The organism is Pseudovibrio ascidiaceicola (assembly GCF_900114245.1).
Taxonomy (GTDB): Bacteria; Pseudomonadota; Alphaproteobacteria; order Rhizobiales; family Stappiaceae; genus Pseudovibrio; species Pseudovibrio ascidiaceicola.
Map to the genome: position 1 here is coordinate 216,885 of NZ_FOSK01000004.1, position 17,829 is coordinate 234,713.

At 50.8% G+C, this 17,829-nt stretch carries 17 protein-coding genes and 2 tRNA genes; 11 read left to right on the top strand and 8 right to left on the bottom strand.

Annotated elements, in window-relative coordinates; genetic code table 11:
* Positions 1–5 precede the first annotated feature (5 nt).
* Positions 6–590 (bottom strand): nitroreductase family protein, encoded by a 585-nt coding sequence (locus BM231_RS09530; RefSeq protein ID WP_093518829.1) that lies wholly within the window; start codon positions 588–590, stop codon positions 6–8.
* Positions 591–801: 211 nt separating this feature from the next.
* Between BM231_RS09530 and BM231_RS09535 the strand changes: the two genes are divergently transcribed.
* Positions 802–2,022, top strand: coding sequence for a dipeptidase (locus BM231_RS09535; protein WP_093518831.1), 1,221 nt, complete (start codon positions 802–804; stop codon positions 2,020–2,022).
* 70 nt (positions 2,023–2,092) lie between these two features.
* On the opposite strand, the gene BM231_RS09540 is transcribed toward BM231_RS09535, so the two are convergent.
* From BM231_RS09540 to BM231_RS09560, 5 genes are all read right to left on the bottom strand, one after another.
* A tRNA-Arg gene (locus BM231_RS09540) sits at positions 2,093–2,169 on the bottom strand.
* A 74-nt stretch (positions 2,170–2,243) separates the two neighbouring features.
* A tRNA-Arg gene (locus tag BM231_RS09545) sits at positions 2,244–2,320 on the bottom strand.
* 191 nt (positions 2,321–2,511) lie between these two features.
* A complete protein-coding gene (locus tag BM231_RS09550; protein ID WP_208860240.1) occupies positions 2,512–4,059 on the bottom strand; it encodes a sensor histidine kinase in 1,548 nt (515 codons plus the stop codon).
* A gap of 130 nt (positions 4,060–4,189) precedes the next feature.
* On the bottom strand, positions 4,190–5,635 hold the full coding sequence (locus BM231_RS09555) for a dihydrolipoyl dehydrogenase family protein (protein ID WP_093518833.1): 1,446 nt from the start codon (positions 5,633–5,635) through the stop codon (positions 4,190–4,192).
* Between the two features lie 40 nt (positions 5,636–5,675).
* A complete protein-coding gene (locus BM231_RS09560) occupies positions 5,676–6,452 on the bottom strand; it encodes a TVP38/TMEM64 family protein (RefSeq protein ID WP_063309557.1) in 777 nt (258 codons plus the stop codon).
* 445 nt (positions 6,453–6,897) lie between these two features.
* Here BM231_RS09560 and rpmH point away from each other — a divergent pair, with 445 nt between their 5' ends.
* From rpmH to BM231_RS09610, 10 genes are all read left to right on the top strand, one after another.
* Positions 6,898–7,032 (top strand): 50S ribosomal protein L34, encoded by a 135-nt coding sequence (gene rpmH / locus BM231_RS09565; protein ID WP_014283918.1) that lies wholly within the window; start codon positions 6,898–6,900, stop codon positions 7,030–7,032.
* A 62-nt stretch (positions 7,033–7,094) separates the two neighbouring features.
* Positions 7,095–7,499: a ribonuclease P protein component gene (gene rnpA, locus BM231_RS09570; RefSeq protein ID WP_208860241.1), complete on the top strand. Its 405-nt coding sequence runs from the start codon at positions 7,095–7,097 to the stop codon at positions 7,497–7,499.
* 49 nt (positions 7,500–7,548) lie between these two features.
* A complete protein-coding gene (yidC, locus tag BM231_RS09575) occupies positions 7,549–9,360 on the top strand; it encodes a membrane protein insertase YidC (protein WP_093518837.1) in 1,812 nt (603 codons plus the stop codon).
* Between the two features lie 162 nt (positions 9,361–9,522).
* A complete protein-coding gene (gene yihA, locus BM231_RS09580; protein WP_057462867.1) occupies positions 9,523–10,173 on the top strand; it encodes a ribosome biogenesis GTP-binding protein YihA/YsxC in 651 nt (216 codons plus the stop codon).
* Positions 10,174–10,446: 273 nt separating this feature from the next.
* Positions 10,447–11,373, top strand: a complete 927-nt coding sequence (locus BM231_RS09585; RefSeq protein WP_093518839.1) for an EAL domain-containing protein — start codon at positions 10,447–10,449, stop codon at positions 11,371–11,373.
* 146 nt (positions 11,374–11,519) lie between these two features.
* The gene (gene argB / locus BM231_RS09590) at positions 11,520–12,407 is read left to right on the top strand and encodes an acetylglutamate kinase (RefSeq protein WP_063291370.1); all 888 of its coding nucleotides are present in this window, start codon (positions 11,520–11,522) and stop codon (positions 12,405–12,407) included.
* A gap of 114 nt (positions 12,408–12,521) precedes the next feature.
* On the top strand, positions 12,522–13,220 hold the full coding sequence (locus tag BM231_RS09595; RefSeq protein ID WP_063309554.1) for a pyrimidine 5'-nucleotidase: 699 nt from the start codon (positions 12,522–12,524) through the stop codon (positions 13,218–13,220).
* A gap of 191 nt (positions 13,221–13,411) precedes the next feature.
* The gene (locus tag BM231_RS09600) at positions 13,412–14,305 is read left to right on the top strand and encodes a LysR substrate-binding domain-containing protein (protein ID WP_063295182.1); all 894 of its coding nucleotides are present in this window, start codon (positions 13,412–13,414) and stop codon (positions 14,303–14,305) included.
* Between the two features lie 110 nt (positions 14,306–14,415).
* Positions 14,416–15,267: a 2,3,4,5-tetrahydropyridine-2,6-dicarboxylate N-succinyltransferase gene (gene dapD / locus BM231_RS09605; RefSeq protein ID WP_093518841.1), complete on the top strand. Its 852-nt coding sequence runs from the start codon at positions 14,416–14,418 to the stop codon at positions 15,265–15,267.
* A gap of 199 nt (positions 15,268–15,466) precedes the next feature.
* Complete coding sequence (locus tag BM231_RS09610; RefSeq protein WP_063309551.1) at positions 15,467–15,925, top strand: DUF4265 domain-containing protein; 459 nt, start codon at positions 15,467–15,469, stop codon at positions 15,923–15,925.
* A 648-nt stretch (positions 15,926–16,573) separates the two neighbouring features.
* On the opposite strand, the gene BM231_RS09615 is transcribed toward BM231_RS09610, so the two are convergent.
* Together BM231_RS09615 and BM231_RS09620 are read right to left on the bottom strand one after the other, a co-directional pair.
* Complete coding sequence (locus BM231_RS09615) at positions 16,574–17,191, bottom strand: HAD family hydrolase (RefSeq protein WP_063309534.1); 618 nt, start codon at positions 17,189–17,191, stop codon at positions 16,574–16,576.
* 94 nt (positions 17,192–17,285) lie between these two features.
* Entirely contained in the window at positions 17,286–17,756 is a 471-nt protein-coding gene (locus BM231_RS09620) for a dienelactone hydrolase family protein (protein WP_093518843.1), read from the bottom strand.
* Between the last annotated feature and the right edge of the window lie 73 nt (positions 17,757–17,829).

Consider the following 17,829-nt stretch of genomic DNA (forward strand, 5'->3'; position numbering starts at 1 on the left):
GTACTTTACTCCGGTATCCAAGTTGAATGGATTTCCTGGGCTTCTTGTCTACCCTTGGCGGGTCTTGTTTCATCAACTTTGCCAATGGAGATAAAGCACAGGAACTCCTCATTGTCTGAGAGACCCAGCCCTTTATGGAAGGCAGATGAGCGTGCACTGCTGCCGCTTGTAATCCGGGACGCATATCCCATTGCATGAGCTACAAGCACCATATTTTGCAAAGCTGTTCCTGCTGAGAGCATTTGCTCATATTGGGGAATGCGGGTCTCATCCGAACCGTGAAAACATCCGATCAAAACCAGAAGCACAGGCCCTTTGTGCGCTTTTTCCCGTGCACGAGTGAGCGCTTCTTCGGTTGGTTCATCTTGAACCTCTTCAACGGCCTTTACAAAAAGATCTCCCAGATCATTGCGTGCGTCTGTAGGGATCTCCAAAATCCGGAATGGATGTAGATGCCCGTGATCAGGAGCAGCTGCAGCGGCCTCAATTATCAGCTTCATCTCTTCTCTATTCGGACCAGGCGCTTTCATGAGCTTAAGTGATGCTGATGTGCGCGAACGAATGATCTCGACCAGTTGTTGAGCGTTCATGATAACGCCTCTCGCCTTTAACTATTTATAGAACCGTAGAAATTCGTTTTCATATTACCCAGAAGCTCCTCTCAGTGACAAGGAGATACAAGCTATACCTCCCCTTGAGCGATGACAGCCCATGGTTGAGGCAACTGGACAAATATGGAATTTACCCTAAGGTAAAGTGATATTTCCCGGTCGGTGACTGCAAACATATTGGGCGTCTATTATGGGTTTCTCTTATTTAAAGGTTGGTTTAGGTGCAGTCGTGATCGTAGCTGCAGCGGGATATGGCATCATTCGATCTGGCTATATTGCCCAATATGTTGATCAGTCCCAAAATCAGATTGTCGAACACACTCCCTATTCCATCAGCGCAGACGCACAGGCTTTGCACGACAAGCTGCGGATTGCAGACCTGCATAATGATGTTTTGCTCTGGGGCAGGAACATATCTCAGGAGTCAGAGATCGGTCACTCTGATCTGCCACGCTTCAAAAAAGGTAATGTAGGAGTGCAAATCTTCACAAGCGTTACCAAGTCACCTCGTGGTCAGAACTACAAGAAGAACTCAGCTGAGGCCTTTGACAACATTACCTTGCTAGGTTGGCTGCAAAGCTGGCCGTCTAACGCATTAAACAAGCTTTCTGAGCGTGCGCTGTTGCAAGCGCAGCGCCTTTACGATCTGGAGAAGAAGCATCCAGACGAGATTACCGTTGTGCATGATAGAGAAGAACTGGAAGCTGTCCTGAAAGCCAGAGCCCAAGGCTCCAAGATCATTGCTGGCATTTTAGGTACAGAGGGCGGGCATGCACTGGATGGTGACATCAAGAACTTGGACCGGCTTTACGAGGGTGGTTTGCGACTGATGGGCCTACAACACTTCTTCGACAACAAACTGGGTGGCTCCCTCCATGGTCAATCAAAGGCAGGCCTCACCGATTTTGGCAAGGATGTGGTTCGGCTTATGGAGAAGAAGGAGATGATTGTCGATGTTGCTCATTCCTCTCCAGCAGTGGTTGAAGATGTGCTGGCAATGGCTACACGACCAATTGTCGTTTCTCATACAGGTGTAAAGGGGATTTGTGACACTCCTCGCAATCTCACAGATGACCAGGTCAGAGCAATTTCAGCAAAAGGTGGGTTGATTGGTATCGGTTTTTGGGATGCTGCAGCTTGCGACATTAGCCCAAAGGGCGTTGCAGCTTCAATTGACTATGCTGTTTCAATTGCCGGTATCGACCATGTGGCATTGGGATCGGACTTCGACGGCTCTGTTACGACTGCGTTCGATACATCCGAATATGCGGTTTTGACGCAAGAACTTTTGAAAAGAGGTTTCACAGAAAAACAGATCGCAGCAGTGATGGGCGAAAACATCATCAGATTTTTGCTCGAGAACCTTCCACAAGGGCAAAGCGAAGAAGAAACTCTCGCCTCAAGCAATTAAGCGCTCGAAGAGTTTAGTAGGCACAATTCACCTATCTGATGAAGCGCATAAATTTTAGGAGAGAGAAAATTGGCGCACCGGGGAGGATTCGAACCCCCGACCCCCAGATTCGTAGTCTGGTGCTCTATCCAGCTGAGCTACCGGTGCGCTGTTTCTTGCGAACAAGAATTATATGTTGGCCTAGTGCTATTTAAACCATCTACTCTTTATATGAGAGTAAATGGCGCACCGGGGAGGATTCGAACCCCCGACCCCCAGATTCGTAGTCTGGTGCTCTATCCAGCTGAGCTACCGGTGCAGGCCGTGTTCCCTGCGGAACGGGGGTCTATGTAGCCGCCTTACTGGACCTTGGCAAGCGCTTTAGAGAAGTTTTTTGAAGTGAATTTGCGTTTTGGGGATAACAATTTCTGACTATCAGAACAAAGACGTAGGGCGTTGCAGCCTAAACGTGAGAAAAGCTGCACTTGCACAGTGCAACTTTTCCAGAGATTAGCCCTTGCTGCTGTCAGCAGGGAATAGTCTCGTAACTTTTTCAGCAGCTTGTACACCATGTTTGTATGGAAGCTGAATTTTGAAACAGGCTCCCGTGGTCACATCTTTTTCCAATGTGATCTTACCACCATGGGCCACAACAATCTCCGCAGCGATCGCAAGGCCCAATCCAGTGCCGCCAACCTTGCCTGAGGTCTGGAAGGCTTTGAACAGGCCTTCCTGCGCCTTGGCAGGTATGCCCGGTCCTGTATCTGACACATAGATAGAGAGCATATCCTCTTCTACTTCAGAGTGGATCTCGATCCGACACACGACCTCAGATGCACCTTTGGATGCTTCCATTGCCTGCACCGAGTTTCGACAGAGATTGAGAAGGACACGGAAGATCTGTTCCGGGTCAGCTTCCAGCTCTTGCGTCTCCGGCACATTCACATGCATCTCAATGCCCTTGGAATAACTGGAGAGGCCAAGAACCTCCTCCACATCACGCAGGACAGACGCCAGACGGATAACACGCAACTCTGGCGCAGCCTCCTGAACCTTGCCGTAGGAGAGCACTGCGCTGGTGTAACTGGCCGCCCGGTCAAGTGTCGCAAGGATCTTAGGTGCAACACGTTGTACGGTCGGGTCTGGCAGCAACTCCAGTCGTTCAAGAAACAGCTGCGCTGATGCCAGCAAATTCCGCATGTCGTGGTTGATCTTGGAAACAGCTAGTCCCAAGGCTGCCATACGCCGTTGCTGGTTCAATGTCTGGTTCAGAGACTTCTGCATGGACTGCAGCTGAATTTCTGCCTCACCCAATTCATCCGCACGCCCGCTTGGTTTGATAATTTCGCGAGCATTTTCCGGAGACTCAGCGAAACGCATCATGGAGCCGGTGAGCCGCTGTAAAGGACGCAACAGCAAAGAACGAATGGACAGATAAACGAGCGCTGCTGTCAGACATGAGATGAGAAGAGATAATTGCAGAATGTTGAGAGCATATTTCTGCAAATCGTCTCTCAGCAAAGAGGCTGGGAAAACCATATCCACTCTGCCGCCTGAACGCATATCAATATCGCCGATGACGCGGATCTGGCCGGTTCGCGTCCCAGTCAGGAACTGAAGGCTACATCCAATCGCGTCCCATGGAGAATCCTGCGTCATATCAATCGTCTTGGTGATGTTCATTTCGGAACTCTCCATCGCGATCAAATTACGACGCTCTCCAACGGCAAGAGAAATCGCCTGAGCGCCTGTTGCATCCAGCAGCTTTTGCTGGACTTGCGGAGACAGTGTCTCACTTTCTGACAACAAAGTTGCGGCAACACCGCCAACTGCCAAGCGGTCACGCAGCCAAGTGTTTCGATAATTTGCAATTGAAGGGACAAAAATAAGAACTTCACTGAGCATGACAAACAAGATTGTCAGCAGCAGAAGTTTGCCAGAGAGGCCCATTCCACCGCCAAATATTTTGCGGTGTCTGCCTTTCGGAGTTTCATCCGAGTTCAGCTTTTTCGGTGTGACCTCTGTTTCAGAGGCCACTCTCCCATTATTTTGAGCCATCCACCTACCTGATGAGTTGGTACACAATGATCGTGCAGCGCAAATTGTTGTTACGCGCTATGCCTTACTCATTTTTAGCAGATGACGTGTGCCAAGCAACACACTTCTCTCACAGCTGATCACAACTGCGTCATCCAAGCTTTCTTAGAAGCGCCAGAATTCTGCGGACCCACGGATTTTGGGGGGCATCCGCATAATACGTAAGTGCAGCCCTACGAATTGCTTCATTTAGTGTCGGGTACGGGAGGACCACTCCTAAGAGAGCACCGACTTTCAACTTCTGAGAGATCATCAAAGCCAGCAGACCAATCTGTTCACCAGCGCCTGGACCCACAATAGATGCTCCAACGAGCTGTCCTTTTCCGTTAGTCAGGAGCTTAACCTGGCCCTTGCCTTTGCCTTCAGCAAGCGCTCTGTCGTTTCCGGAAAACTCTGCGGTCAAGATTTTCAGTTTATCGCCCAGCTGTTCACGTGCTTGCTGCTCTGAAAGACCAACCTGTCCGATCTCAGGCTCAGTGTAGGTCACCGCAGGCATTGTTATGTTGTTGTGGTTGACCGGCATGCGGAACAGGATTGAACGAATGACAAGTGAGGCGTGTGCACCTGCCGCATGTGTAAACTGCGCTCCACCGGCGACATCACCAATCGCATAGACTTTTCGGTTTGTGGTGCGCAATCCATCATCTGCTTTGATGCCTTTGCGGGTGTATTCGATGCCAGCCGCTTCCAAGCCAAGAGAAGAGACGTTCGGCGCACGACCTGCCGCGATCAGAAGATGGGAGCCTTCAACGGTTCCTTCGGCTTCATCATCAACCTTGATGGTAACTTTTACACCAGTGTCAGTGCGTTCGACGCTATTCACCTTGGTGTTTGCAAGGATCTCAACACCTTCTGCTTCCATCTTCTCTATGACTTGAGCAGCATGTGCAGGATCGGTCACCGCCAATGGACGCAGCACTTCGATGACTGTAACACGGCTTCCCAAACGACGGTGAGCCTGTGCCATCTCCATTCCAATTGGCCCCGCACCAATAATGATCAGGTGCTCTGGGCGTTCTTTCAGTTCAAACAGATTTTCGTTGATCAGGTAAGGTGTGTTTTCGATACCAGGGATCGGAGGGACCGCAGCGCTGGAGCCAGTGGCAATGACAAACCGGCGCGCTTTGATGAGTTGCTCTCCGACTTTGACGGTATCTGCGGAGATAAACTCACCCGCGCCTTGAATAACATTTACACCCAAACCCTCGAAGCGCTCAGCAGAGTCATGTGGCGCTATGGTGGCGATAACGTCATGAACGTGATCATTCACCTTAGAGAAGTCGATCTCAGGCTCCTGAGCACCAACCCCAAATTTTTCGGATGACCGGAAGGTGGCCGCGGCTTTACCTGCTGCAATAATTGCTTTGGATGGGACGCAGCCATAGTTCAGGCAGTCACCACCCATCTTACCCTTTTCAATCAGGACAACATCCACGCCAAAGGCTGCTGCAGCTGCTGCAACTGAGAGGCCGCCTGAACCAGCGCCAATAACACAGATGTCTGGGGTCAATGTTTTTGCATTATTGTTATTTGTCATCGAGAAAGTCCGTAAATTTGAAATTGATCTGTTCTGAGAATTATTTGCCGCGAAAACGCTGAACAATCGGCGGGATGAGCGCAACCAAGCCAAGCGCTGCAAATGCCCAAATCAGCTCAGGCGTTATGAGTGCGGAGATCTCCACTTCGCATGTCCCAGCAGCTGAACAACCCGGATTTGCCTGCTCTTGCGCCAGGATCACACTATCCAGACCAGCCCCAACGAAGGCATAGGCGAATGTACCTGGGATGATACCAACGAATGTGGCGATCAAATATGTGCTCAACGGAACATGGAACAGTGCTGGTGCAATGTTGACGAGCCAGAACGGAAACACTGGAGTAAGACGCAGGAAGAGAAGGTAACTGAACGCGTTCTTGCGAAAGCCCTCAGACATCTTATCGAGGAACGGCCCTGCCCTTGCTTTGAGCGTTGCACCAACCGATGTTTTTGCAGCAATGAACAGCAATGCAGCACCAATTGTTGCTGCGAGAACTGTGAGCAGGCCACCGAAGAACCACCCAAACAAAAAACCACCTGCAATGGTGAGCAAAGATGCACCTGGGAAAGATAGCGCAACAGCGAGGGTATAGACGACGAAATAGATGAGAGGGGTCAGGATTGGATATTCGGCCAGATAACCAGAAAGCAGTTGCTGGTTTTTGATCAGATTGCTGATTGTAATTTGTTGATGCCAGCCCTGAGAAATGCCATAGGCAGACACGGCAAGGATAACAAAGAGTAGTCCCCAGCGTTTGATGAAGCCCAAAGCTCCCTCGGCTGATGACTTGTTATCATTGTGTTCCGTGATTCCCATGTGCTTTTCCCTAGATGGTTTCAACGTTCAGACCTGAAAAGAACCGAAACCTCAGTGTTCTTGCCTAGTCTAGACTGAATAGGTTACTATGTTTTTTGCAGGCTCAATCGCCTAATGAATTGATGTCTTACAATTTTCATACAATCAGAAAGACCTCCGGTGTTATCACAGGTTCGTGCGTTACCCGTAGTTTCACTCTGTTTTGAATGAGGGGTAACAGCTCTACACGAGGCTGTGAGGCAATAAAGAGTCAGGATATCGTAGATTCCGGCACAGCAATTATTGACTTGAAGCACGCACACTAATATAAGCGCCGACGAATAGGAGTGCGGATCCCCTGCGCAAAGTCCTGCAACTTGAATAAAGTCGCGGTGACTTCGGGGAGAAGACGCACAATCCAAATTAACGTTTAAGTTGGAGCCAACGGCTCTGCTAGGGTAATAAAATGAAGCGTACTTTCCAACCGAGCAACCTTGTTCGCAAGCGTCGCCACGGCTTCCGGGCACGTATGGCAACTAAAAATGGCCGCCAGGTTCTGGCACGTCGTCGTGCTAAAGGCCGTAAGCGTCTTAGCGCTTAATCGCGACGTTGCGCGGCGGCATTCACTTCATATCCATTGAACAAAAGTTCCGCCGCAAAAACATGAAAACACTCAAAAAGCGCTCCGAGTTTCTTACCGTCGCAAAAGGCGGAAGGATAGCTCGGCGTGCTTTTGTGCTTCAAGCGGCTAAAACCCGCAGTGATGGCGACCCTCGAATGGGGTATACGGTCACCAAGAAAACCGGAAACTCTGTTGAGCGCAGTCGAATAAAGCGCCGACTTCGAGCCGCTGTTGCCTCCCTTGATTTGGATATTGCCCAGATAGGCGCTGACTATGTTTTGGTTGGCAGACGAGCTGCGCTTTCACAACCTTTCGAGGATCTTTTGAAAGACCTCAAAGGCAGTGTAAAAAATGCGTTCAAGCCTCGTAAACCTCGCCCTATCCGATCAAAACCGAATTCGCTGGCAAATTCTAAACCTCCACATGATAAAGTTGAGGCCAACTGACCAGTGATGACTAATAATTCCACCCTTTTTGAAATGAGTGATCCAGTCGATGAACGATAATCGCAATATGATCGTAGCGATCGTGCTGTCGCTGGTTGTGCTATTGGGCTGGCAATATTTTATTGCCGGACCACAGTTAGAAGCTCAGCAGGACGCGCAACAGGCGCAGCTGGCAAACGATGCACAACAAGCCGGTTCCAGCTCACCCGTTGCACTGCCTGAAGGTGCATCCGGTCAAGTGGCTGCTCCAGGCACCGACGGCGGGGCTGCTGCGCAATCATTCGTCAGTCGCGCACAAGCACTGGCTGCCTCTCCTCGCCTGACCATTGACACCCCTAGCCTCTCCGGCTCTGTCAATCTGCAAGGCGCGAAGCTGGATGACCTTCGTCTGAACGACTACCGTCAGACACAGGCTAAGGACAGTGAAACTGTTGTTCTGTTCTCGCCTAAAGGTAGCCCAGAGCCATACTACGCTGAGCATGGCTGGGTTGCAGATCCGGGTGCACAGGTCAAACTTCCTAATGCTGAAACTATCTGGACTGCAGAGACTTCCGGTGACCTGACACCATCTTCCCCTATCGTTCTGAGCTGGGACAATGGTGAAGGACTGGTGTTCAAGCGCACTTTCTCCGTCGACGAGAACTACATGTTCACTGTTGACCAGGAAGTTCAGAACAGCACTGGTCAGAACGTTCAGCTTTACCCTTATGGTTTGATTGCACGTAACGGCGAACCAGAAACCGCTGGCTTCTTCGTATTGCATGAAGGCCTCATCGGCGTTATCGGCGACGAAGGCCTCCAGGAAATCAACTATTCCGACCTGATTGAGGACGGAAGCGTTCGTCCGGGTCGCGCGAACATGGGTTGGCTCGGCTTTACTGATAAGTACTGGGCCGCAACGCTGATCCCAACTCCGGGCACAGAGTTCCAGCCGAACTTCTCCTACAACGCTAGCACTCAGAACTTCCAGAGTGACTACCTTGGTGATGCTGTTCAGGTTGCTGATGGCTCCAAAATCACCAGTTCCTCCCTGCTTTATGCGGGTGCGAAGGTTACCAGTCTGATCGACGGCTATCAGGATTCCTATAATATCCTGAACTTCGACCTGATGATCGACTGGGGTTGGTTCTACTTCCTGACTAAGCCAATGTTCTGGACCATTGACTGGCTCTATTCTCTGGTTGGTAACTTCGGTATCGCGATCCTGCTCGTGACCGTGATTGTGAAGGCAATCTTCTTCCCGCTGGCAAACAAGTCCTACGTCTCCATGAGTAAAATGAAACTCGTGCAGCCGAAGATGACTGAAATCCGCGAGAAGTATAAGGACGACAAGCAGAAACAGCAGCAAGCCATGATGGAGCTGTATAAGACGGAGAAGATCAATCCGTTGGCAGGCTGTTTGCCGATGTTGATTCAGATCCCTGTCTTCTTCTCGCTCTATAAGGTGCTGTTCGTAACCATTGAGATGCGCCATGCGCCATTCTTTGGATGGATTCAGGATCTTTCTGCTCCAGATCCAACAACCATCTTCAACCTGTTCGGTCTGATTCCATGGGATCCGCCAACATTCCTGATGATTGGTGTCTGGCCTCTGATCATGGGTGTAACCATGTTCCTGCAGATGAAGATGAACCCAGCACCAGCTGAGCCTGCACAGCAGATGATCTTCAACTGGATGCCTGTTCTGTTCACCTTCATGCTGGCAACCTTCCCAGCAGGTCTCGTGATCTACTGGGCATGGAACAACACTCTTTCTGTTGCACAGCAGGGAATCATCATGCGTCGTCAGGGCGTGAAGCTTGAGCTGTTTGATAACCTGAAGAGCACGTTCAAGCGCAAGCCTAAGGAAGAAAGCAAGTAAGCTTTCGCCTTCGAATAAGACTTCAAAAACGCGGCCTTTGGGTCGCGTTTTTTGTTTGGGGTTAGCACCTTTTGTGGTGAAGCTTCACCATGGTAAACATTAGGGCTGTGCTTTGGAAAACAGCACTCGACCAAATCAAGATTGCAGGTTAAAAGGCAGGGCATGAGCTCAGAAAAAGAATATTCAGCAGAACAACTGGAGGCGGGACGCCTTCTGTTTGCGCGTCCTTGGGATTTTATTACCAGTGTGAAAGAGATGCATCAGCTTCCTGAGCTGGATGGTATCGAGATCGCGTTTGCCGGTCGTTCCAATGTTGGCAAGTCCAGTCTGATCAACAAGCTCACTGGCAAGAAAACGTTGGCTCGTACATCCAACACACCGGGCCGGACCCAGATGCTGAACTTCTTTGGGGCAGAGCACTCCATCTTAAAGATTGTCGATATGCCGGGCTACGGATACGCCGAAGCGCCAAAAGGTATGGTTGATGCGTGGACATCACTTATTTTTGACTATCTGCGTGGTCGAAGCACCTTGCGTCGTGTGTTTTCTTTGATCGACTCACGTCATGGCATCAAAAAGAACGATCTTGACGCTATGGCGATTCTGGACAAGTCCGCTGTGCCTTATCAGGTCGTGCTGACCAAGGCTGATAAACTGAAGCCGGGGCAACTGCAGCGCATGAAAGACGAGACGCTGAAAGTACTCGCGAAGCGTCCAGCTGCACATCCGGAAGTCATTGCCACATCTTCAGAAAAAGGCAACGGTCTGGATGAATTGCGTGCAGAGATCGCGCAGCTGGTCAGTTACGGCTAGTCAATTGCAGGTGCAGGGGGCATATTTCCCTGCACCCTCCTCTTTCGGATAGCGGCTCTGCAAACATATCCAACACGCCTTGTCCATCCTGCAATTCCCCTGTTCTCACGTTTTGCTGCCTTTTCCCCAGCCCGCCTTAACCCGTTCTTGACCTAGGGTCAATTTACCCCCCGAATATAGACAGACCGTCGTCGAAGGGGAGGTCGTCGGATGTCTGGAAAAGACAAGCAAGATTACAATCACAGTGCTAAAATCAGTCAAAGGGGATGATGTATGTGTGCAACTCCGTCCCTCCGTCACCATTGGGCTCTTGTACCAGAGCATGCCATCACCAATGCGTTGACCTATATTTGGCGTTTCATTCATGCGCTACCAGCACTGCTGTTGGCAGGGCTGAATTTGAAGAAGTGGTACAAAGCTCGCCAGCTTGGGCCTAACCCGCTGGAACGCTCTCTGATTTCTGCCTACCTCCGTGATGAGTTCGTGCTGCACTATCAGCCGATCGTGCGAGTTGCTGATCGCAAGCTGGTTGGGGCTGAGGCTCTGATCAGATGGGAACACCCTGAGAGCGGCCTACTGCCCCCTTCCCGTTTCATAACCACTTTGTGCCGGAGCTGTCTTGGCAAGGATGTGGGCTACTGGGTCATTCGAGAAGCCTGTAAAGCACGCAGCGGATGGAGCAATCTTGTTGATCCCAACTTCAAAATCTCCGTGAACATTTGCGGTAGAATGTTTGTTGACCAATACATCGTCTCCCGCATCCAAAAGATTCTACAGGACACTGGCACACCCGGGCATTTCTTAGAGCTTGAAGTCACAGAACGAATTGATCTGGACAGAGCTCCCCATGCCATGGAGAGCATGCGCAAACTGCAAGAGATGGGCATCTCAGTCGCCTTTGACGACTTCGGCACTGGCTTTGCTTCTATGAAGCACTTGTTGGATTGCCCGGTGGACCGAATTAAGATCGACCGCAGCTTCCTGTCTGGTGTGCCGACTTCAGCTGTTCACAGCACTGCTTGCGCTCACCTGATTGAACTCGCTCACTTACTCGACATGGAAGTGACAGCAGAAGGTGTTGAGACGGAAGAGCAGATGAAGCTGCTCGAAAGTAGCGGCTGTACCAATGCTCAGGGCTTCTTATTCTCCCCTCCTGCGGGTGAAGACGGTTTTGCGGACTATCTGCGCGAGAGGCATTAGACAATTTCCTCGATTACTTGAGTAAATCCACGCAGGTGGGGATGACTGAACATTTGTGACGTGCTCATAATGCGGTTATATACTTCACACGCAGTCCGTGTGATTTGCGTATCAGTCCTTTGTCTTCTCCAGGTGTACAAATCGCTATGAGTTTCTCGGAATCCAGTAATCGTGCGCACGTCATTGCCCAAGCTCTTCCTTATATGCAGCGCTATGATGACCGACGTGTTGTTGTAAAATACGGCGGCAATGCAATGGGAGATGACTCCCTTTCCCGCGCTTTTGCCCGAGATATCACTCTGTTGCGCCAGTCTGGTGTTCATCCGGTTGTTGTCCACGGTGGTGGTCCTCAAATCGGCTCCATGCTTGATCGTCTCAACATCAAGAGCGAGTTTAAAGGCGGCCTTCGTGTGACGGATCAGGCAACCGTAGAGGTTGTCGAGATGGTGCTGGCTGGCTCCATCAACAAAGGCATTGTGGCGAGTATCAACCGCGAAGGTGGGCGCGCTGTTGGCCTTTGCGGCAAAGATGGCGACATGGTCACCGCTCGTAAGCTACATCGCAAGCACCGTGACCCAGATTCCAAGATCGAAGAAGTGCTGGATCTTGGTTTTGTTGGCGAGCCCGAAGCTGTGAATGCAAAGGTGCTTGAGCTGATCCTTGAGCGTGACCTCATTCCTGTTGTTGCTCCTGTTGCTCCGGGCCGTGATGGTGCGACCTACAACATCAATGCAGACACATTTGCCGGGGCCATTGCTGGCTCTCTTAATGCTAAGCGCTTGTTGTTCCTGACCGACGTTCCGGGCGTTCTGGACAAAGACGGCAAGCTCATCAAGCAACTGACCCGCGCAGGTGCCCGAGCTCTTATTGAAGATGGCACAATCTCCGGCGGCATGATCCCGAAGGTTGAGACTTGCCTTGAGGCCCTTGAACAGGGTGTTGAAGGTGTTGTTATTGTCGACGGAAAAGTCGCCCATGCTGTTCTTCTGGAACTCTTCACCGACCACGGTGCAGGTACTCTAATCGTACCTTAATAATCAATGCAGGGAGGCGAAAGATACTCGCCTCCCTTGCTATCCTTATTCTTTCCTGTTTTGCTTGGTATCAAACAACACTTATCGGCATAGCTGATAACTGAACGGATAAGCATGACCAATTCCCCATTTGCCAGCGTTGAAAGCTGGGTTTTCGATCTGGATAATACTCTCTACCCTCACCATTCAAACCTGTTCGATCAAATCGATCAGCGGATGTCTGAGTTTGTACAAAAGCTCACTGGAAAGCCGGCTGAGCAGGCGAGAGAGTTGCAGATCTCCTATTACAAAGAGTATGGAACCACTCTGCGTGGTTTGATGCTTGAACATAACATTGAACCTGATGAGTTCCTTGAATACGTGCATGACATTGACCACTCCGTGCTGGACCCTAACCCCCAGCTTGCAGATGCGATCAACCAACTGCCGGGCAAGTGCTACATCCTGACAAACGGAACGCGAAAACACGCGGAATCCGTTGCTAATCGTCTGGGTATCACACAGCACTTCGAAGACATCTTCGGGATTATGGAAGCAGATTTGATCCCGAAACCTGCAGAAGAAACCTACCAGCGCTTTTTGGAAAAAAACGGCATTCTTCCGCAGAAAGCAGCCATGTTTGAGGACCTTTCACGCAATCTGGTTGTTCCTAACTCTCTTGGAATGCGCACTGTGCTTGTTATTCCGGACGGAACACGCGAGGTTTTCCGCGAAGATTGGGAACTTTCGAGCGGTAGCGAGCCTCACGTGGATTTTGTGACAGATCATCTGGATGGCTTCCTCTATAATATCCTAGGGGAACTCAAGAATTAGAGGAATTCCTTCGAAACACGAAGGTGCCTCTGTTTCGCATCTCAAACTCCTGTAGGGGCAGTTTCGACCAAAAATTGCAATTTTTGCGCATAATAAGGCGCAAAGAGAAAAAATATCACGATCGTCTAGACGAATGCCTTTTTTCCCTTTATTGAGATTAATTCAAGAACTCATAAGGAAGGGCATTCGTCATGGTTTCACTGCGCGCGCTACACGCATTTTCACTGTTGGCCAAACACGGCCGAGCAGCTCGTGCCGCAGAGGATCTTGGCGTTACACCATCAGCCCTGACACACCTACTCCGATCATTGGAAAACGAACTTGGCGCCGCGCTTGTTATTCGTGATGGCCGCGGGCTTGCGCTGACGGAAGAAGGGCAGCGCCTGTCTTCCAATCTCGGCAATTCGTTTGACCAGATCGAGCATGCTGTTGAAGCGTTTCGGCGTAGAAGCCGGACTGAGTTGCGCATTTCTACCCTTTCTACAGTTGCAACGCGCTGGCTTATTCCGCGCCTGCCGGACTTTCAGGAAAAGCATCCGGATATTGAGCTGCTTATCTCGACAAGTATGCGCGTCGTGGACCTTGACCGGGAGTCCTATGATTGCGCAATCCGGTTGGGGGATGGGGCCTGGCCGCATGTTGAGAGGCACCAGCTCTGGCAGGAAGATCTGGTTGTTGCCTTTGCTCCTCAGCTGAGCAACGGCGATCCGAACCCTGATATCAAGCTGCTTGATAAACTGAAATTGCTGCATACCTCCTCCAGACGTGAAGACTGGCCGCGTTGGTTGAATGGCACTGGCTTGCCGCACCCGGATCAGACCTCTGGTGCGATGTTTGAAAGCCGGAACATGGCTATTCAGGCTGCGGTTGCGGGCATGGGTGCGATTGCGATTGATACCCGCTTTGTTGAACAGGAAGTGGCAGCTGGTCATCTGGTGGTTCCGGACTGGCCGCGTCTTTCTCTGGAAAGTGGCTATTGGTTTGTACGTAATGCGAACCGTCCTTTGACCCGTCCGGTAGCTTCCTTCCACAAATGGCTGATGGAACAATCCCAGCAGCCATTCAAGGCACATGAAGCAACCTAAATTGATACATGAGACAACCGGAAGTCTGAGAGTATTGACTTCTGGTTGGGGCTTGCGTACCCCTCGGTAGCTCTAATTCGAAACCCATTAATTATGAGAGTCTGCCGCCAATGAGCCAGATTGATCTTGCTGCCCTTGAGGCCACCATCAACGCTGCATTTGATGACCGTGATAACATCAGCACCGACACCACAGGTGACGTGCGTGATGCAGTAAACACCGCACTGAACCTTATGGATCACGGCAAGTTGCGCGTTGCGGAAAAAACCTCTGGCGACTGGGTTGTTAATCAGTGGGCCAAGAAGGCAGTTCTGCTTTCTTTCCGTCTGAACCCAATGCAGATCATCAAAGGTGGTCCGGACCAGGCTCCTTGGTGGGATAAAGTTCCTTCCAAGTTTGACGGCTGGAGCGCGATCGACTTTGAAGAAGCTGGCTTCCGCGCTGTTCCTGGTTCCATCGTTCGTCGCTCTGCATTCGTTGGCAAGTCCGCTGTTTTGATGCCATCCTTCGTAAACCTTGGTGCGTTTGTTGACGAAGGCACAATGGTTGACACCTGGGTGACTGTTGGTTCCTGTGCTCAGATCGGTAAAAACGTTCACCTTTCCGGTGGTGTTGGCATCGGTGGTGTTCTTGAGCCACTTCAGGCAGGCCCGGTTATCATTGAAGACAACTGCTTCATCGGTGCTCGCTCCGAAGTTGTTGAAGGTGTTGTTGTTCGTGAAGGTGCAGTGCTCTCCATGGGCGTGTTCATCTCCGCAACTACCAAAATTGTGGACCGCACCACCGGTGAAATCTTCTACGGTGAAGTGCCTGCATACTCTGTTGTTGTTCCGGGCTCTATGCCAGGCAAGCCGCTTCCAGACGGCACTCCAGGTCCAAACCTGGGCTGTGCGGTTATCGTGAAGCGTGTTGATGCACAGACCCGTGCGAAGACCTCTGTGAACGATCTTCTGCGCGACTAAGTTTCCGATCACATCTGATCGATCAAAGCCGGGGCAAACGCTCCGGCTTTTTCTTGCTTACTTCCTTCAAATTTCCTCTGTTCTGCAGCTGGGCTTAACCTAAATTGCAGCCCGGTTACGCTATGAACACATTCCCTCAAGATGTCGGTTGCTTCGCCCGAACGCATGAGTATATTGCGCTTAGAATTTGTGAGGCCCCATGAATAAGAATAGCAATCTGCACAAACTTGTTTTCCAGCTGGATCCACATGACTGGCACGGCATTGACAGTGAAACTGTGTGGGTACGCTCGCTCGGTGGCAATCGCTATAAGCTTGAAAACACACCCTTCTTTGCTTGCGGCGTTGCCAATGGTGATGAGCTGCTTGCCAACCGACAAAAAGGGCAGCTTGTTTTTGACAGGGTCGATAAGGCATCGGGTCATTCAACCTACCGGATCATGGTGGAAGAGACGACACAGCCAGAAGAATTCTCCAAGCAGTGGTCCAAGTTGGAAAAGCTTGGCTGTACATGCGAGGACATTGACGCTGATCCACCGCTGTTCAGCGTAGATATTCCGGCAAAGGTCGACATCCATGTCGCCTACTCCATTCTGGAAGAAGGCGAAGGCCTTGGCATCTGGGCTTTTGAAGAAGGTCACTGCGGGCACAAGGTCTAGCATTTCAGCCCGCTCAAACTGACAAGCACGAATATCACCGCTGGATCATCCCGGCGGTGTTTGTGTTTGAGGTTCCCGCTTAACGGGTGGAGCAAGGCGAACAGGCTTTGCCTGCGCTACTTGTTAGATATGTTTCTTCGGCAATGGCTGTTCGCCTCGCCCGGGTCTTTTATCATGAACGCGCGGGCTCCCTCTCGAACAGACGTGAATGACACGTTCCCGTGTCACTGACAGGTTTCCCCGTCATTGGCAGTTTCCTGCCGGTGACAGATAGGAACTATCTGTCATAACCGGACGCCCTCCGGAACGACCCCAAGCTCCCTACTACCACTGTGGTCTCAATAGGGTATGGCGCTTCACCGGACCTCCCGACACGATACGTTACCTCATGCCGGTAGCCCAACCCCGCCCACGCCACGGAATGGGCGGTCCACTCCTGCCCGAATGCGTGGGCACGGGACTAAGAGTAAGCAGGATTTTGGAGAGGGGAATAAGTTTTGTAGGCGAAAGTCAGTTGCTCTTTGTCTCAGTCCGCCGCCGTCATCCCGCATATGATGCGGGATGTAGCCCAATATTCGCTAATGTCTAAGCAAGGTACTCTGGATCCCGGGTCTCCGCTACGCTTCGCCCGGGAAGACATCAGTGATCTTAAAGTGGCAGGCCGAGTTGCTTCAAGTCTGAGCGAAGTTTGCCCGCTTCAGAGAAATGCAGTGCCTTCATGCCAACGCCTTGAGCAGCTTCAACGTTCTTCAGCGTGTCATCGATGAAGACGAGGTTGGATGCCTCAAGCTGGTTTCTTTCCAGTAGCACATTGTAGATGGCAGCATCCGGCTTCAGGAGCTTTTCGTCACCGGAGATCACGGTATCGATGAAACTGTCTGCAAGGAAGGGGAACAGGCGCTTGGCGTCCTCAAACTTCTCGGTAGAGAAGTTAGTGATGGCATACAGAGAAATGCCCTTATCCTTCAACTCTTTCAGGAGCGTGACATTGGCCTCAATTGCACCGGCCAGCATTTCTTCCCAGCGCTCGTAATAGGCTTTGATCCATTCTTCATACTGCGGAAACTTGGCAAGCCGTTCGGCGATGGCATCGCCCCAAGGACGTCCACGGTCTTGCTCCAGATTCCAGTCGTAAGGGCAAACCTCATTGAGGAAGAACTGGCGCTCTGATGCGTCTGGGATCAGATCCTTATACAGGTTCTCCGGATCCCAGGAGATCAAGACATTACCAATATCAAACACGACAGCAGTGACCGGTGAGGACATAAGCCCCTCCTTTAGATGCAAAGATTGAGTTGGCTCAGTAGTATTTGCTCAGCACCCGGGATGCAATGCGTGGGATTACAAAATGACGTCTGGCTTACGCATGCGCGAGCATTGGCAGTGCGGGTTTCATATCACTTTTTGAGATGTAACTGGCAACCTGCTCACCAATACCAAGCCCGGAAATGGAGACGTCCACTGGCTCAACTTCCTCGACGCTTTCCAGCACCTGCAGACCTGAATGGACATTCGCCATAAGCTCATGCTGATGGTCCGTTTCAAGGATCGCTTCCACCAGTGGCTGGGCTTCTTCTTTTGACTGAGGGACCTTGCCGCCAAACAGATCAGGAAGGAACACTGCATAGCCTTCTTCTGCGATTTTCGCAGCCTGTAAGATCGCTTCTTCGGTTAATCCTGCCCAGTCATGAAACAGCACAAGTGCAGGCAGTTTCTTATCTGTCCGAGGCACAATGATGTAGGCTAAATTTCTTTGATGGTATTCCACCAGACGCAGCTCAGCAGCCTGTAAAGAGGCCGGTAGCGCTAATGTAGTTGCAGCGATGATCATAGGAATGCCAGTTTTTATTGAAGCTATATATAATAGAGATGCACGCCTCAATATATAACTTATTTTGATAATT

Excerpts from the sequence above, each read along its gene's own strand:
- yidC (WP_093518837.1), top strand. The coding sequence starts at position 7,549 with ATGAACGATAATCGCAATATGATCGTAGCGATCGTGCTGTCGCTGGTT.
- BM231_RS09530 (WP_093518829.1), bottom strand. The coding sequence starts at position 590 with ATGAACGCTCAACAACTGGTCGAGATCATTCGTTCGCGCACATCAGCA.
- BM231_RS09610 (WP_063309551.1), top strand. The coding sequence starts at position 15,467 with ATGAATAAGAATAGCAATCTGCACAAACTTGTTTTCCAGCTGGATCCA.
- BM231_RS09555 (WP_093518833.1), bottom strand. The coding sequence starts at position 5,635 with ATGACAAATAACAATAATGCAAAAACATTGACCCCAGACATCTGTGTT.
- BM231_RS09615 (WP_063309534.1), bottom strand. The coding sequence starts at position 17,191 with ATGTCCTCACCGGTCACTGCTGTCGTGTTTGATATTGGTAATGTCTTG.
- rpmH (WP_014283918.1), top strand. The coding sequence starts at position 6,898 with ATGAAGCGTACTTTCCAACCGAGCAACCTTGTTCGCAAGCGTCGCCAC.
- BM231_RS09560 (WP_063309557.1), bottom strand. The coding sequence starts at position 6,452 with ATGGGAATCACGGAACACAATGATAACAAGTCATCAGCCGAGGGAGCT.
- BM231_RS09595 (WP_063309554.1), top strand. The coding sequence starts at position 12,522 with ATGACCAATTCCCCATTTGCCAGCGTTGAAAGCTGGGTTTTCGATCTG.
- BM231_RS09585 (WP_093518839.1), top strand. The coding sequence starts at position 10,447 with ATGTGTGCAACTCCGTCCCTCCGTCACCATTGGGCTCTTGTACCAGAG.
- argB (WP_063291370.1), top strand. The coding sequence starts at position 11,520 with ATGAGTTTCTCGGAATCCAGTAATCGTGCGCACGTCATTGCCCAAGCT.
- BM231_RS09550 (WP_208860240.1), bottom strand. The coding sequence starts at position 4,059 with ATGGCTCAAAATAATGGGAGAGTGGCCTCTGAAACAGAGGTCACACCG.
- BM231_RS09620 (WP_093518843.1), bottom strand. The coding sequence starts at position 17,756 with ATGATCATCGCTGCAACTACATTAGCGCTACCGGCCTCTTTACAGGCT.
- BM231_RS09600 (WP_063295182.1), top strand. The coding sequence starts at position 13,412 with ATGGTTTCACTGCGCGCGCTACACGCATTTTCACTGTTGGCCAAACAC.
- dapD (WP_093518841.1), top strand. The coding sequence starts at position 14,416 with ATGAGCCAGATTGATCTTGCTGCCCTTGAGGCCACCATCAACGCTGCA.
- BM231_RS09535 (WP_093518831.1), top strand. The coding sequence starts at position 802 with ATGGGTTTCTCTTATTTAAAGGTTGGTTTAGGTGCAGTCGTGATCGTA.
- rnpA (WP_208860241.1), top strand. The coding sequence starts at position 7,095 with ATGAAAACACTCAAAAAGCGCTCCGAGTTTCTTACCGTCGCAAAAGGC.
- yihA (WP_057462867.1), top strand. The coding sequence starts at position 9,523 with ATGAGCTCAGAAAAAGAATATTCAGCAGAACAACTGGAGGCGGGACGC.